Below are 13,855 nucleotides of genomic sequence, written 5' to 3'. Positions count from 1 at the left end.
AACCAAGATCAGGAAGAAAATTAATGCCAGACCGAGAGAAAAACTCAATTTCTCGACTCCGGCTGAGGTCTTTTTCAAAAATATTTCGTAATGTTGCACTCGCTGGTTGACTCTGCCTTAATGGAAAAAATGTGGAATTTCATCAAAAAAAGCACCTCAAACGCTTGCAAATTCAAAAATAATGCGTACCTTTGCACCCGTGTTTGAGAAACACCTTCTCAACACGACAAAGGATGGCCCGTTCGTCTATCGGTTAGGACGCAAGATTTTCATTCTTGAAAGGGGAGTTCGATTCTCCCACGGGCTACTTCCAAAAACAACATCTGCCAAGGCAGAAAAGAAAGATGGCCCGTTCGTCTATCGGTTAGGACGCAAGATTTTCATTCTTGAAAGGGGAGTTCGATTCTCCCACGGGCTACCTAAGAAGGGTTATCCGAGAAATCGGGTAACTCTTTTTTTATTCAGGAAAAATTTCACTACCTTTGCCGGAAAGCATATATAAATAAGGAGAAGGAGATACCCACATGAGTACCAAAAGCATCAATGCGGAACTGTTCCGCCAGTTGAGTTACATCGCCGATGATGAAAACTGCATGAAGAAAGCATTGGACTATATCAGGAAACTTGCTATCCAAAAGGAGAAAGCACAGCCCCTTACCGCCACTGATACATTGGCAGAAGACATTGTGCCCTATCGCACGAAAGAAGAACTGAAAGAAGGATTCAATCAAGCTTGCCAAGAAGCAAAGCACTATAAAGATGGAAAATTGCAACTACAAACATGGGAAGAAGTATATCATGAACTATAATGTAAAACCGACTCCCTATTTCCTAAAAGAACTCAAACGCCTCAGCAAACGTTACCGATCTTTAAAAGAAGACGTAAATCTGCTTGTTGCTTCATTACATGAGAATCCATTTCAAGGAACTGATCTAGGTAAAGGACTACACAAAATCAGAATGTCTATTACTTCGAAAGGGAAAGGTAAAAGCGGTGGGGCAAGAGTCATTACACTGACCTTACTTGTAACATCGGATAAAGCAGATATATTGCTGCTCACATTATACGACAAATCCGAATGTGAAAACCTGACCGATGCCGAGCTGAAAGCCATCCTTGCACAAAACGGACTCTGAAACACCTATACGACTTATGCATCAAGAAAACATACAAACACTGTACCAAACATATACCGGACATCTCCCCGAAGCCATCGAACCATTGGCTGGCGCAGGCTCTAACCGCAATTATTACCGCCTGAAAGGAAACCCGCAAGTGATAGGCGTATACGGCACATCGGAAGCTGAGAACCGTGCTTTCTTGTACATGGCACAACACTTCGAGGCAAAAGGGTTGCCCGTTCCGCACGTTTATGCCCAAACCGACGATGCCATGGCTTACTTGCAAGAAGACCTGGGAGACATCTCCCTGTTTCAAGCCATTGGGCACGGACGTACAACAGGTACATTCAGCAACGAAGAAAAATCCTTGCTGAAACAAACCATCCGCCTGCTTCCACGCATACAATTCGAAGGAGCGGAAGACATGGATTTCTCCGTCTGCTACCCGCAAGCTGAATTCAACCGGCGCAGCATCCTGTGGGACTTGAATTATTTCAAATATTGCTTCCTAAAAGCCACGGGCATTGACTTTCAGGAAAATTTACTGGAAGACGATTTCGAAAACATGACGCAAGTATTGCTTGCCGATACATTTTCCACCTTCATGTACCGCGACTTCCAAAGCCGTAATGTAATGATACGGGAAAGGAAACCTTACTTCATCGACTTTCAGGGCGGACGGAAAGGACCCGTTTATTACGATGTGGCTTCATTCTTATGGCAAGCCAAAGCACGATTCCCGCAACATTTACGTGAAGAGCTGATACACGACTACTTGGACGCCCTTCATGCCTATTGCCCCATGCCCGAATCCTACTTTAGGGAACAGTTAAGGCAATTCGTCCTCTTCCGCACCTTACAAGTATTGGGTGCCTACGGATTCCGTGGTTACTTTGAACAGAAGCCACACTTCCTGCAAAGCATCCCGTATGCCATCGAAAACCTGGACCAATTATTGGAAGAGGATTTTCCGGCATATCCTTACCTATGCAAAGTGCTGAAACAATTAACCGGGCTCCCCGTATATGTCACCGAACTGAACAAGCGCAAGCTTACGGTGCGGGTCATGAGCTTTTCCTATAAGAAAGGGATTCCGGAAGACCCGTCCGGAAACGGAGGCGGATATGTATTCGATTGCCGTGCCATCCACAATCCGGGCAAATACGATGCCTACAAGCAACTGACCGGACGCGATGAGCCGGTTATCCGGTTCCTGGAAGAAGACGGAGAGATACTGACCTTCTTAGAACACGTATACGCACTGGCCGATGCCCATGTGCAACGCTTTCTGGAAAGAGGTTTTACCCACCTGAGCATCTGTTTCGGATGTACAGGCGGACAACACCGCTCGGTTTATGCAGCCGAACATGTGGCACAGCATATCCACGAAAAATTCGGAGTAAACGTAGAAGTGAACCACCGCGAACAAAATATCACTTACAAATACTAAGTAAGTATACAAAATAAATGATACTATTCGAAACACAGATTTTCGCGGATTAACGCAGATTAAGGACAGATAAATAGAATAATCATCTGCGAAAATCCGTGTTAATCCGCGTTTCTGAACTGACAGATGATATAACTAATTCTCAACATCTACTTAAACATGAAAGCCATGATATTTGCCGCCGGGCTGGGAACCCGGCTCAAGCCCTTGACCGACCGGATACCCAAAGCATTGGTCCCTGTAAACGGAATCCCCATGCTGCAACATGTCATCCTAAAGCTAAAGCAAGCCGGATTTACTGAAATCGTCATCAATATCCACCACTTTGGCGAACAAATCATCAGCTTCCTGCAAGCCCACCAGAACTTCGGCATTACGGTTCGTATCAGCGATGAAAGAGAAGAATTGCTGGATACAGGCGGAGGCATCAAGAAAGCCATTCCTTTCTTTAGCGGCAATGAGCCTTTTTTGGTGCATAATGTGGATATATTGTCAGACACCGACCTGAAAGCCTTATACGATTATCACCGGCAAAGCACAAACGATGCAACCTTATTGGTCAGCCAACGGGAAACCTCACGCTACTTGTTGTTCGATAAAGACAATGCCCGCCTTTGCGGCTGGATAAACAAACAGACCCTGCAAACCAAGCCCAACGGTTTTGCCTATCATCCCGAACAACACGAAGCGTATGCCTTCAGCGGCATCCACGTTATCTCACCTTCCCTTTTCCGGTATATGGACGGACATTGGACCGGGAAATTTTCCATTACCGACTTCTATCTTCAAACCTGCAAAGAAGCACGCATCGGTGGATACATAGCACAAAATCTTCACCTAATAGATATCGGAAAACCGGAAACATTGGCGCAAGCGGAAAAACTTTTTGAATGAAGAATGAAGAATCGTTTTCAGCCGAATGGCATTTTTCATTCTTCATTCCTAATTCTTCATTCAAAAAAGCTCCAGCTTGTTTTTCCGGGCTTCTTCCAGCGATGCAAACTTTACCTGCTTCTCTTTGTTGCCTTCACGCAGTGCCTCATATTCACCTGCCAATTCTTTTACAAAAGCATCATGCGTTGCCGGATTCAGCAAGCGGGCGGCAACGGGAGCATTCAGCGATGCATCTTTCATATAAATTACCGGTCCGTGATAGACCGGAGCTATCTTCAGTGCCGTATGAAGCTTTGAAGTCGTAGCCCCTCCAATCATCACCGGAATATGCACGCCGGCACGGTCGAGCTCGCGCACCACATGCACCATTTCCTCCAACGAAGGGGTTATCAATCCGCTTAATCCTACGATGTCGACTTTCTCACGTATTGCCGTTTCCACAATCTGCTCGGCAGGAACCATCACACCTAAGTCAATGATTTCGTAATTGTTGCACGCCATCACGACCGACACGATATTCTTCCCGATGTCGTGCACATCACCTTTTACCGTAGCTACCAGTACCTTGCCCGCCTTCTTCGCCCCTTCTTTCTTCTGCGCTTCGATGTAAGGCTGCAAGATGGCCACCGCCTTCTTCATCGTGCGTGCCGTCTTTACCACCTGAGGCAAAAACATCTTGCCCGAACCGAACAGCTCCCCTACCTGGTTCATGCCCTTCATCAGCGGTCCTTCGATGATGCTTACCGCATCGGGATAGTTTCCTAAAGCCTCTTGCAAGTCTTCTTCCAGATAATCGCCGATGCCTTTCACCAACGCATATTGCAGGCGCGCATCCACATCCGCATGGTTTCTCCATGCCAAATGAGCATCTGCCGCCTGTGCATTTCCGGCATTCTCTTTCTCCGCCTTCAGCTTTTCCGCCACCTCTATCAACCGTTCGGCAGCATCGGCACGGCGGTTCAGCACCACGTCTTCGATACGTTCCAAAATATCGGCAGGAATATCGGTATAAAGCACCGACGATGCCGGATTGACGATGCCCATATCCATGCCTTGTGCTATCGCATGATACAAGAATACGGCATGCATCGCCTCGCGGATGTAATTATTCCCACGGAAGGCAAAAGACAGGTTGCTCACTCCCCCGCTGACATGTGCTCCCGGCAGGTTCTTCCGGATCCATCCGGTTGCACGGATAAAGTCGACGGCATAATTATTATGTTCTTCCATCCCCGTAGCTACCGCCAGCACGTTGGGGTCGAAGATGATGTCTTGCGGCCGGAAGCCTACTTGCTCCGTCAAAATCCGGTACGCACGGCTACACACTTCTATCTTCCGCTCGTAGGTATCCGCTTGCCCTTTCTCATCAAAAGCCATGACAATAACCGCCGCGCCATATTGCTTGACCGTACGGGCATGTCCGATAAAGGCATCTTCGCCTTCTTTTAATGAAATGGAATTGACAATGCCTTTGCCCTGCACGCATTTCAGCCCGGCAAGTATCACATCCCACTTGGACGAGTCTATCATAATAGGTACGCGCGCGATATCGGGTTCCGATGCGATGAGGTTCAGGAAGGTGGTCATCTCCTGAGCGGCATCTAGCAAACCGTCGTCCATATTGATGTCAATCACCAACGCTCCGTCCTCCACCTGCTTGCGGGCGATGGACAAAGCTTCCTCGTATTTTTTTTCATTAATCAGCCGAAGGAACTTGCGCGAGCCTGCCACGTTACACCGCTCGCCTACGTTGACGAAATTGATTTCGGGCGTAACTTCCAGCAACTCCAAGCCCGAAAGCCATAAATACTTCGAAGCATCCACCCGTTGATGCGGTTTTCTGCCTTCCACCAGCGAAGCAAACCGCCGGATATAGGCTTCGGTCGTTCCGCAACATCCACCGATGATGTTCACCAAGCCCTCATCGATGTACTCTTTTACTTCCCCCTCCATTTCTTCGGGAGTCTGGTCGTATTGTCCCAGCGTATTGGGAAGCCCGGCATTGGGATATGCACTGATATAATAAGGCGCGCGGCGGGCAAGTTGCTCCAGAAATGGTTTCAATTGACGGGCACCGAACGAACAGTTCAACCCAATAGAGAAGATATCGGCATGCTGCACCGAAGCCAGGAATGCGTCAAGCGTTTGTCCCGAAAGGGTACGTCCGCCCGTATCCGAGACCGTGACCGAAAGCATCAGAGGCACCTTGCGTCCGCATCGCTCCATCGCCTGTTCTGCGGCACAGATAGCCGCCTTCGCATTCAAGGTATCAAAAATGGTTTCTATCAGAATCGTGTCTACCCCACCTTCCAGCAATGCCGTCATCTGTTCCAGATAAGCCCCGGCAAGCCCGTCGAAAGTCAGGGCACGGTAAGCAGGATTGTTCACATCGGGACTCATCGAGCAGGTCTTGTTGGTAGGGCCTACCGACCCTGCCACCCAACGCGGCTTCTCCGGATTCTTTGCCGTATATTCATCGGCAAGCCGGCGTGCCAGACGTGCCGCCTCACGGTTGATTTCCGCGCAATACCCTTCCAAATGATAATCTGCCATCGACACACGGGTGGCATTGAAGGTATTGGTCTCGATAATATCGGCACCTGCCTCCAAGTATTTACGGTGGATATCTGCTATCACATCCGGACGGGTCAGGCACAACACATCGTTGCACCCTTTCAACATGCCGGGCACCTCGCGGAACCGTTCTCCACGAAAATCCTCTTCCGTCAGTCCGTATTGCTGAATCATGGTTCCCATCGCCCCGTCCAGCACCAAGATACGTTCGTTTATCTGTTCTTGTATTGTTTTCATTGCTTCTTTTCTTAGGAACTAGTTGACTAGGGACTAGGTGACTAGGTTATAAATACAATTAGCGAAACTATTCAAAATCTAGTCCCTAGTACCTAGTCAACTAGTCCCTAAAATTATCGTTTAAACATCCGGTCCATCATCCGCTTGTCTTCTTTCTCCTTCAGGCTCTGGCGCTTGTCGTATTGCTTCTTTCCTTTGGCAAGGGCGATGACCACCTTTGCCAGCCCCTTCTCGTTGATATACATACGGGTAGGCACGATAGTGAATCCCGGCTCTGCCGAAGTGCGTTCCAGCTTACGAAGCTCTTTCTTCGTAAGCAGGAGCTTGCGGTCGCGCCGTGCCGCATGATTGTTGTACGAACCGTAAAAGTATTCGGCGATGTGCATGTTCTTCACCCACAACTCGCCGTGCGAAAAGAAACAGAACGTATCGACCAGGCTCGCCTTGCCCTGACGGATAGACTTGATTTCGGTACCCGTCAGCACGATGCCTGCCGTATAAGTGTCGATAAACTCGTAATCGAACGAGGCACGTTTGTTTTTGATATTTATGTTGCTTGCGTTTGTTTTCATCAGTTCAAAATTACAGATAATTGATTAAACAGATATTCTATCAATGCCGGACAAATCAGTATAACAAGTGTGGCCACAATGGTAAATGCCATCTGCTGCCGTTCGGGTACTTCCAGCCAGCGACGCACTCCCTCGAACACCACCACGAGGGTATAGATTTGCAATATCCAGTGGAGCAAGTCGATGGACACCAGCCCGCTGATGATGTCGAGCACGAACGTGACCACCATCGAATAGCCCACGAACACCAGCATCTTTCCGTATGCGTCACCCCGTTTCAGCCAGCCCATGCCCAGCTTGTTGAGCAGATAGGCAGACAGAAAGAAACCGCCGAACAACGCCACCGCTACGGCACAACACCGCGTAAGTGCCAACTGGAACATCAGCGAGGAAAAATCTCTCCCGATGAACGTACCGATAAACTCCGACAACCCGCACAGCCCGATAAGCGGATAAACAAATCCCGACTGGATGTCGCGTGCACCTCCACGCTCCATTATCTTGTCCCAAGCCTCTCCCGGTGCCGAAAGCAGGGAGACGATTTGATGAAATAATCCTTTATACATAGTCACTTCTCTCTTCTTAGGATGCAAATGTACAAAAAAAGTGCTAAAAATAAAGCCGGGCACCCAAATGCCCGGCTTTATTTTTATTTCTTTGCACTTTGGGATGAAAAAATTCATCTCTTGCCGCGAAGCAACTTGGATATCCCCTTGCTTCCCGACAATGCTTCATTAAATTCGACAATCTTCTGATAGTCAAGCTCTGCCTTTCCTTCCAAAACCAGATTATCGGCATAACTTACGTCTTTCGTATTCTGTTCGAATGAAATCGTTATCTTGTCCGGACGCTTGCTGTACTTTTCCTGATAACGTGCCATGGCATCGATAATATTGAAGTGCCACCATCCTCCCGAAAGCTGGGTAAACTCATCATCCTCTTCCACATTCAGCATCTTATGACGCAGATAAAGAGTCATGCCGTTTTCCGAAAAATCCTTGTCGGCATCATAATACAAGGCAAACTCGTGTTGGGCCATCTCCGCTTCGCGTTGCTCCAAATCATTTGTGTCCACTTCTTTACGCACAAAAAGCTCTATCGGAAGGAAGATATCGTCCTGTTTATAAAAAAAGTCGTATGGCTTATTATCAGAATCCAATACCACATCGGATATCGGCGCATTGGCATCGCCTTCAGCCGGAGACTGAGGAAGCCACTGCCCCTCCCTTATCAGCGAATAACCATAAACATTCGCATCAATCTCTCCACCCGACATGTCTTGTCCGTAATCGTACGAATAATACAGCTGAATATAATCGGAAGCCCACGGCAGGTCTTCCAAATCCTGCGGATTTAACGGAGCAACCTTATACCCCATCTGGCTGGTATAAGTACCGGTTAAAGCATCTTTCTTTACTATTTCATAATACGACACCGTTGTACTGTTATCTCCACCATCCAAGCATGAAGTAACCCCCAACATAAGACCCAATCCTGCAACAAGCAGTCCATATTTCATGTGTTTCATATACTATTCCTTTACAAATTCAAATTCGGGTTAGCGCCTACAAAGATGCAGAAAACCCTGCACTTTTCAAAATAAAAGCCGGACAAATATTGCCCGGCTATACTTAGGTAATATTGATTATTCTTCAGTTTCCGACATATCAGGCAAATATTGTTTTTCTATAGTAATTGTCTGAGAAGTCTTCTTATCGGGATCCGATGTTGCAGAATTAGTATTATACATTTCATATTCCAATTCAAGACGTGTCGGATATTCATTTTGATTATTATTTCTATATGCGGATATTATTGATGCTAAATCAACAAATACATATTCACCATATTGGACATTATAATCTTGTCCCCAATTTTCATCTGTCATATCAGCATTAGTAATGCGATAACGGATATGCAATCTAAGTGTTCCATTAGCAACACCTTCTTCTGTAGAATCATAATAAACCGCTAAACGATGATTAGGAAGTTCCGAATCTAAATTTGAAGTTGTAGTTCCTTTTTTGAGATTAAAATTCGGTGCCATAATCAAAAATTCAAAAGCTCCCCATACGGCACATCCATTCGATGGAATACCATATAATGCAACAGTTTCCTCTTCTGCAGGAACAGGGGATAATGCCGCATTCATCTCTCTCAAATAAACAGGATCTTGTAATAATGTGATATCTGCAGATGTTGATTCTTGCGTCAATGTACTGGTATCTATTTCAAAATAAAGAAATGCCAAACGCGAAGTAGGAGAAGTAGTCAATGTTGTAGTTGGTATATATTGAAAACCTGATGGATCTTCAAATGTAGTATATCCCATTGAAGTTCTTACTTTAAGAAAAGATGTTGCTGAACTCGGTCCAGGTTCTCCATTATCCAAGCAAGAAGTAAATCCCAACATTGTTGTCAATGCCATAGCCAGCACGCTCAATTTAAACTTTTTCATGTTCTTCCTTTTTTATTTGATTTTGCAATTAATTTGATAAACTTTTTAGCTAGAATGCAAAGATGCTGAAAATACTGCATCGGTTTACGTTTTTTAACGTATATTTTTCAACCAATCATCTTCACTGCTCCATACACCTATCTTCATCGCCCGATGAAAGTACGTGCACCGGCACTTGCACCTATATGCAACGCCCCACGAAAGCACATAGCCAATGCTTCATGCTTCACTCTTCATCCTTCACTATTTCGGCAAACTGCTCTAAGTGCTCGTCTACATACCGCGCCACCTGCCCGGTCACCTCTTCTTCCATCTCCATGAACCGCTCTTCCAGCTCATCAAACACTTCGTAACGCTCGTACATTGCCATAAATTCATCTTCGCTACACTCACGCTCCAAGTCCTCGCGGTTTTCCTCGTAAATCTTCCGCGCCGCGTATACCAGCTTCGAAAACTCCTTCGCCCCCATCAGGCGCATCGCCTTCGCAAAAGGATTGAGGAAAATGTAAGGGCCGTATCCGTTCTGAATCAACTGCACGAAACCTCCCTCGTCCACTTCTTCGCAAAACAGGCGGTAGCCCAACAACGTGTGCTGCATTCCGTTGAGCAAAGGCATCGTATCGGCATTGACCTGCCCGCCTGTCACTTCCAAGTAACGGTCGGTAAACACTTGCAGAAACTCGTCCATCCCTTCACCTGCCGCCCGGCGCAACGCTTCATCGCTTACTGTAATCTTCTTTTCTTCCATCTTCTTGTTTCTCTTTTTGAACACAGAGACACAGAAACACAGAGAAATAAAGTCTGAATATTTTCTTTTTACTCTCTTTATTCCTATAATATAAAAACTCTGTGCCTCTGCGTCTCTGTGTTCGATTATTATACGATAGAAATCACGCCGCAAAGATAAGGCTTTTCGGCCATATACGAAAAAGATTTTGCCAAGTTGACATTACAAAACAGCAAGTCTCATAAAAAATATCATTAAAAAGCGACAAAAAGTTCGTTCCGTCCCGTTGCATAAATCAATAAAACAACTAACTTTGCGTGCGGAATCAAGAGGGACTGCCTCTGAGACCCGACTAAGAACTACTTATTTTTTATTACTCAATAAAACGTAACGAATATGACTTATTCACACGAAGTTGAACACATGTGTTGTGTCGCAAAAGGACCTAACCACGGTCCGGCTCCTATTCCTGAAGAAGGGAAATGGATTCAGGCAAAAGAAATCAAAGACATTTCAGGTTTGACCCACGGTGTGGGATGGTGCGCTCCCCAGCAGGGTACTTGCAAACTGACGCTGAACGTAAAAGAAGGCGTTATCGAAGAATGTCTGGTAGAAACCATCGGTTGCTCGGGCATGACTCACTCTGCTGCCATGGCATCTGAAATCCTTCCGGGCAAGACCATCCTGGAAGCATTGAACACCGACTTGGTTTGCGACGCTATCAATACGGCTATGCGTGAACTGTTCCTGCAGATTGTTTACGGCCGTACTCAGTCAGCTTTCTCAGAAGGCGGCTTGGTAATCGGCGCAGGACTGGAAGACCTGGGCAAAGGTCTCCGCAGCCAGACCGGTACATTGTATGGTACAAAAGCCAAAGGTACCCGTTACCTCGAACTGACCGAAGGTTACATCACTCGTATGGCTTTGGATAAGGACAACCAGGTAATCGGTTATGAATACGTTCACATGGGCAAGTTCATGGAACAAGTGAAGAAGGGTGTTGACGCTAACGAAGCGTTGAAAGCTGTTACCGGAACTTACGGCCGCTTCAAACCCGAACAAGGCGCAGTTAAATATATTGACCCACGTAAAGAATAATAGGAGGACACAGATTATGATTAGACCAGTACAGTTTGAAAGTCAAGACCGTCGTATGAAGCAGATTCTGGCTGCATTGAACGAAAACGGCATCAAAGACATTGAAGAAGCTAACAAGATCTGTGACGAAGCAGGCCTCGACCCCTATCTGACTTGTCAGGAAACACAAGGTATCTGTTTCGAAAATGCAAAGTGGGCTTATGTGGTAGGTTGCGCCATCGCACTGAAGAAAGGCTGCAAGAACGCTGCTGACGCAGCCGAAGCTATCGGTATCGGCTTGCAGGCATTCTGTATTCCGGGCTCTGTAGCAGACGACCGTAAAGTAGGTCTGGGTCACGGAAACCTGGCAGCCCGTCTGCTCCGCGAAGAAACACAGTGCTTTGCTTTCCTGGCAGGCCACGAATCATTCGCCGCAGCCGAAGGTGCTATCAAGATTGCCGAAATGGCAAACAAAGTCCGCAAGAACCCGTTGCGCTGCATCCTGAACGGTTTGGGTAAAGACGCCGCTATGATTATCTCTCGTATCAACGGCTTCACATACGTTCAGACGAAGTTCGATTACTTCACCGGTAAACTGAACATCGTAAACGAAACTCCGTATTCAGACGGTCCGCGTGCGAAAGTAAAATGCTACGGTGCCGACGATGTTCGTGAAGGTGTAGCTATCATGTGGCACGAAAACGTAGACGTATCTATTACAGGTAACTCTACTAACCCGACCCGCTTCCAGCATCCGGTAGCAGGTACATATAAGAAAGAACGTGTACTTGCCGGCAAGCCTTACTTCTCAGTAGCATCAGGTGGCGGTACAGGCCGTACACTTCACCCGGACAACATGGCTGCAGGTCCTGCTTCTTACGGTATGACCGACACGATGGGCCGTATGCACTCAGACGCTCAGTTCGCAGGTTCTTCATCAGTTCCCGCACACGTAGAAATGATGGGATTCCTCGGTATCGGTAACAACCCGATGGTAGGATGTACCGTAGCTTGCGCTGTGAATGTGGCTTTGGCTCTGAATAAGTAATATAAGTTACTATACATAGATAAGAGGCTGTCTCAAAAAACTAGAGATGGCCTCTTTTTCTTTTTTATATAGCTACTACAATTTTAAGAAAAACTCCCATATATAATCCCATTCGCAAAAATGCTGCAATTAAGAAGCTGTTTTGAATTTATCGTGCGATGATTTGGGATGAGTTTTTGTAGAGACGCAAAATCTTGCATCTTTACTATGGGAAGATAGCGGGCTATCTGACGAAGAACAGGAGCGAAAAAGACCAAAAAATCGCCCAAAGCACACACGAAAACGGATACATCAAGCCAAGAAAAACTTTTTGGAGAAATTCAAAACAGCTTCTAAAACATTGGGATAACCTCGTCTGTTGTAAGATTAATAATCTTCCGCTTGTAAGATTAATAATCTTGCAGCCTGAAGATTAATAATCTTACAGCGGATGAACCTATATGCGTTTGGCGCCGCACCTATATCCGCAGGCTTCCGCAACCGGCTGCGTCTTGCTATGATATTATCTGGAAGGGCGGTGGTTGGCAAGCATTTCTCAGAGTCAGAAGATGCACATTTTGATGCCGCTAAAGTACAATCATGAATTGTTTTCTTCGATGTGCCGTTTCTTGAAAACAGCAGGTGATATGCCGCAATGCCGCTTAAAGAATTTTCCGAATGCCGATTGGTCGGAGAAGTGCAGCATTTCCGCCACGTCTTGCACAGACAGTGCCGGATTGTGTAAACAGACTTTCGCGTCGACGGCAAGCAATTCTTCCAGGATGACGCTTGCCGTTTTTCCGTGCAGCCGTTTTAAGGCGGCAGACAAGGCATCTGCCGATACGCCCAGTTGTGCGGCATACCAGCTTACTCTGTGCTGCTCGCGGCAATACGTGTGAGCTAAGTAGAAGAATTGCGAAACAACATCGTTCCAATGCGGATTTATGGTGGAACGGACATCTTGTTGGCGATGAAAAAAGATATTCCACAACTCATACTGCCAGGCACAAGCCAATGCCTGTATCAGTTCACGGCAAAACAGATGAGAATTTGCCGACAGGGTAGAGAACATCATTTCTTCCAGTCGGGACAAGTCACGGTCTTCATCTGCATTTACCGAAGTAAAAGGATGTTTGGCAAATTGTTCCATTCCTTCTGCTATTTTATTGCGCATCGGGAGAGTGGTCTCCATGAAAAAGTGTTGCTCCATTACGATGAAAGAGGTGCGATATTTCCCTGCCAGCGTCACATCGCTCCATTCGCGGAATTTCAGAAAATCCACATATACCGGAGTGTCGAATCCCAAGCGTTCGCCGTTGGCTGTCAGCCTCAATTCACCTTTGTGCACCTGTAAGAACACATGCCATCCGTCAGGCAGCCATTTGCCGGACAAGCGGAAATCTGTTCCCTCCATACGGACCATTACCAGACTATTGTTGTAGGCAGCCCAGTCCAGTTGCCCGTCAGAAGACAGATCTTTGCGAATCCAAGCTACCACTTTTTCCTTAAGACTTTCCATCATTGCTTGATTTTTCGCAAAAATAACAGAACCCAGTTGTCTTCCAAAGCCTTTTTCCACTTATTAGAACTATTAAAGCAAAAAAGCCTTAAGCTCCGGATTGAAACCAACAATATGTGAATCGTAACCAAAAGCATACCGATAGCACTGTTTACATTTGCGGCAAATTTTAAGTTAAAAAAGCAAAGCAAATTAAGA

General features: G+C 46.4%; 13 protein-coding genes and 2 tRNA genes. 8 read left to right on the top strand and 7 right to left on the bottom strand.

The window, feature by feature from the left end; all coding sequences use genetic code 11:
- The first annotated feature begins 235 nt into the window (after positions 1–235).
- From B5F25_RS11135 to B5F25_RS11110, 6 genes are all read left to right on the top strand, one after another.
- Positions 236–307, top strand: a tRNA-Glu gene (locus tag B5F25_RS11135).
- Between the two features lie 39 nt (positions 308–346).
- Positions 347–418: transfer RNA gene (locus tag B5F25_RS11130), tRNA-Glu, on the top strand.
- 106 nt (positions 419–524) lie between these two features.
- Complete coding sequence (locus tag B5F25_RS11125; protein ID WP_022038781.1) at positions 525–809, top strand: hypothetical protein; 285 nt, start codon at positions 525–527, stop codon at positions 807–809.
- The gene (locus B5F25_RS11120) at positions 799–1,137 is read left to right on the top strand and encodes a type II toxin-antitoxin system RelE/ParE family toxin (protein WP_013616102.1); all 339 of its coding nucleotides are present in this window, start codon (positions 799–801) and stop codon (positions 1,135–1,137) included. The genes B5F25_RS11125 and B5F25_RS11120 overlap by 11 nt, the downstream gene beginning before the upstream one ends.
- A gap of 16 nt (positions 1,138–1,153) precedes the next feature.
- A complete protein-coding gene (locus tag B5F25_RS11115) occupies positions 1,154–2,572 on the top strand; it encodes an RNase adapter RapZ (protein WP_087249601.1) in 1,419 nt (472 codons plus the stop codon).
- Between the two features lie 159 nt (positions 2,573–2,731).
- Positions 2,732–3,466: a nucleotidyltransferase family protein gene (locus B5F25_RS11110; RefSeq protein WP_087249599.1), complete on the top strand. Its 735-nt coding sequence runs from the start codon at positions 2,732–2,734 to the stop codon at positions 3,464–3,466.
- A gap of 60 nt (positions 3,467–3,526) precedes the next feature.
- Here B5F25_RS11110 and metH read toward each other — a convergent pair whose 3' ends face one another.
- From metH to B5F25_RS11080, 6 genes are all read right to left on the bottom strand, one after another.
- Complete coding sequence (gene metH, locus B5F25_RS11105) at positions 3,527–6,277, bottom strand: methionine synthase (RefSeq protein WP_087249597.1); 2,751 nt, start codon at positions 6,275–6,277, stop codon at positions 3,527–3,529.
- Between the two features lie 113 nt (positions 6,278–6,390).
- Positions 6,391–6,849 (bottom strand): SsrA-binding protein, encoded by a 459-nt coding sequence (gene smpB, locus B5F25_RS11100; protein WP_087249595.1) that lies wholly within the window; start codon positions 6,847–6,849, stop codon positions 6,391–6,393.
- Positions 6,849–7,415 (bottom strand): Yip1 family protein, encoded by a 567-nt coding sequence (locus B5F25_RS11095; RefSeq protein WP_087249611.1) that lies wholly within the window; start codon positions 7,413–7,415, stop codon positions 6,849–6,851. Before B5F25_RS11095 ends, smpB begins: the two co-directional genes overlap by 1 nt.
- 113 nt (positions 7,416–7,528) lie before the next feature.
- Positions 7,529–8,377 carry a hypothetical protein gene (locus B5F25_RS11090; RefSeq protein WP_140406922.1) on the bottom strand — a complete coding sequence of 283 codons (849 nt, stop codon included), beginning with the start codon at positions 8,375–8,377 and terminating at the stop codon, positions 7,529–7,531.
- A gap of 117 nt (positions 8,378–8,494) precedes the next feature.
- On the bottom strand, positions 8,495–9,307 hold the full coding sequence (locus B5F25_RS11085) for a hypothetical protein (protein ID WP_087249591.1): 813 nt from the start codon (positions 9,305–9,307) through the stop codon (positions 8,495–8,497).
- Between the two features lie 226 nt (positions 9,308–9,533).
- On the bottom strand, positions 9,534–10,055 hold the full coding sequence (locus tag B5F25_RS11080; RefSeq protein WP_087249589.1) for a DMP19 family protein: 522 nt from the start codon (positions 10,053–10,055) through the stop codon (positions 9,534–9,536).
- A gap of 375 nt (positions 10,056–10,430) precedes the next feature.
- Here B5F25_RS11080 and B5F25_RS11075 point away from each other — a divergent pair, with 375 nt between their 5' ends.
- Together B5F25_RS11075 and B5F25_RS11070 are read left to right on the top strand one after the other, a co-directional pair.
- Positions 10,431–11,132, top strand: a complete 702-nt coding sequence (locus B5F25_RS11075; protein ID WP_087208240.1) for a hypothetical protein — start codon at positions 10,431–10,433, stop codon at positions 11,130–11,132.
- A gap of 16 nt (positions 11,133–11,148) precedes the next feature.
- Positions 11,149–12,159 carry a GGGtGRT protein gene (locus B5F25_RS11070; protein WP_087208238.1) on the top strand — a complete coding sequence of 337 codons (1,011 nt, stop codon included), beginning with the start codon at positions 11,149–11,151 and terminating at the stop codon, positions 12,157–12,159.
- Positions 12,160–12,736: 577 nt separating this feature from the next.
- On the opposite strand, the gene B5F25_RS11060 is transcribed toward B5F25_RS11070, so the two are convergent.
- The gene (locus B5F25_RS11060; protein WP_087249585.1) at positions 12,737–13,660 is read right to left on the bottom strand and encodes a helix-turn-helix domain-containing protein; all 924 of its coding nucleotides are present in this window, start codon (positions 13,658–13,660) and stop codon (positions 12,737–12,739) included.
- Positions 13,661–13,855 lie beyond the last annotated feature (195 nt).

This window comes from Bacteroides sp. An19 (genome assembly GCF_002160215.1).
GTDB classification, from domain to species: domain Bacteria; phylum Bacteroidota; class Bacteroidia; order Bacteroidales; family Bacteroidaceae; genus Phocaeicola; species Phocaeicola intestinalis.
Note: the sequence above shows the minus strand (reverse complement) of the source record. Positions and strands in the feature narration are given on the sequence as shown.

Excerpts from the sequence above, each read along its gene's own strand:
- B5F25_RS11125 (WP_022038781.1), top strand. The coding sequence starts at position 525 with ATGAGTACCAAAAGCATCAATGCGGAACTGTTCCGCCAGTTGAGTTAC.
- B5F25_RS11120 (WP_013616102.1), top strand. The coding sequence starts at position 799 with ATGAACTATAATGTAAAACCGACTCCCTATTTCCTAAAAGAACTCAAA.
- B5F25_RS11115 (WP_087249601.1), top strand. The coding sequence starts at position 1,154 with ATGCATCAAGAAAACATACAAACACTGTACCAAACATATACCGGACAT.
- B5F25_RS11110 (WP_087249599.1), top strand. The coding sequence starts at position 2,732 with ATGAAAGCCATGATATTTGCCGCCGGGCTGGGAACCCGGCTCAAGCCC.
- metH (WP_087249597.1), bottom strand. The coding sequence starts at position 6,277 with ATGAAAACAATACAAGAACAGATAAACGAACGTATCTTGGTGCTGGAC.
- smpB (WP_087249595.1), bottom strand. The coding sequence starts at position 6,849 with ATGAAAACAAACGCAAGCAACATAAATATCAAAAACAAACGTGCCTCG.
- B5F25_RS11095 (WP_087249611.1), bottom strand. The coding sequence starts at position 7,415 with ATGTATAAAGGATTATTTCATCAAATCGTCTCCCTGCTTTCGGCACCG.
- B5F25_RS11090 (WP_140406922.1), bottom strand. The coding sequence starts at position 8,377 with ATGAAACACATGAAATATGGACTGCTTGTTGCAGGATTGGGTCTTATG.
- B5F25_RS11085 (WP_087249591.1), bottom strand. The coding sequence starts at position 9,307 with ATGAAAAAGTTTAAATTGAGCGTGCTGGCTATGGCATTGACAACAATG.
- B5F25_RS11080 (WP_087249589.1), bottom strand. The coding sequence starts at position 10,055 with ATGGAAGAAAAGAAGATTACAGTAAGCGATGAAGCGTTGCGCCGGGCG.
- B5F25_RS11075 (WP_087208240.1), top strand. The coding sequence starts at position 10,431 with ATGACTTATTCACACGAAGTTGAACACATGTGTTGTGTCGCAAAAGGA.
- B5F25_RS11070 (WP_087208238.1), top strand. The coding sequence starts at position 11,149 with ATGATTAGACCAGTACAGTTTGAAAGTCAAGACCGTCGTATGAAGCAG.
- B5F25_RS11060 (WP_087249585.1), bottom strand. The coding sequence starts at position 13,660 with ATGATGGAAAGTCTTAAGGAAAAAGTGGTAGCTTGGATTCGCAAAGAT.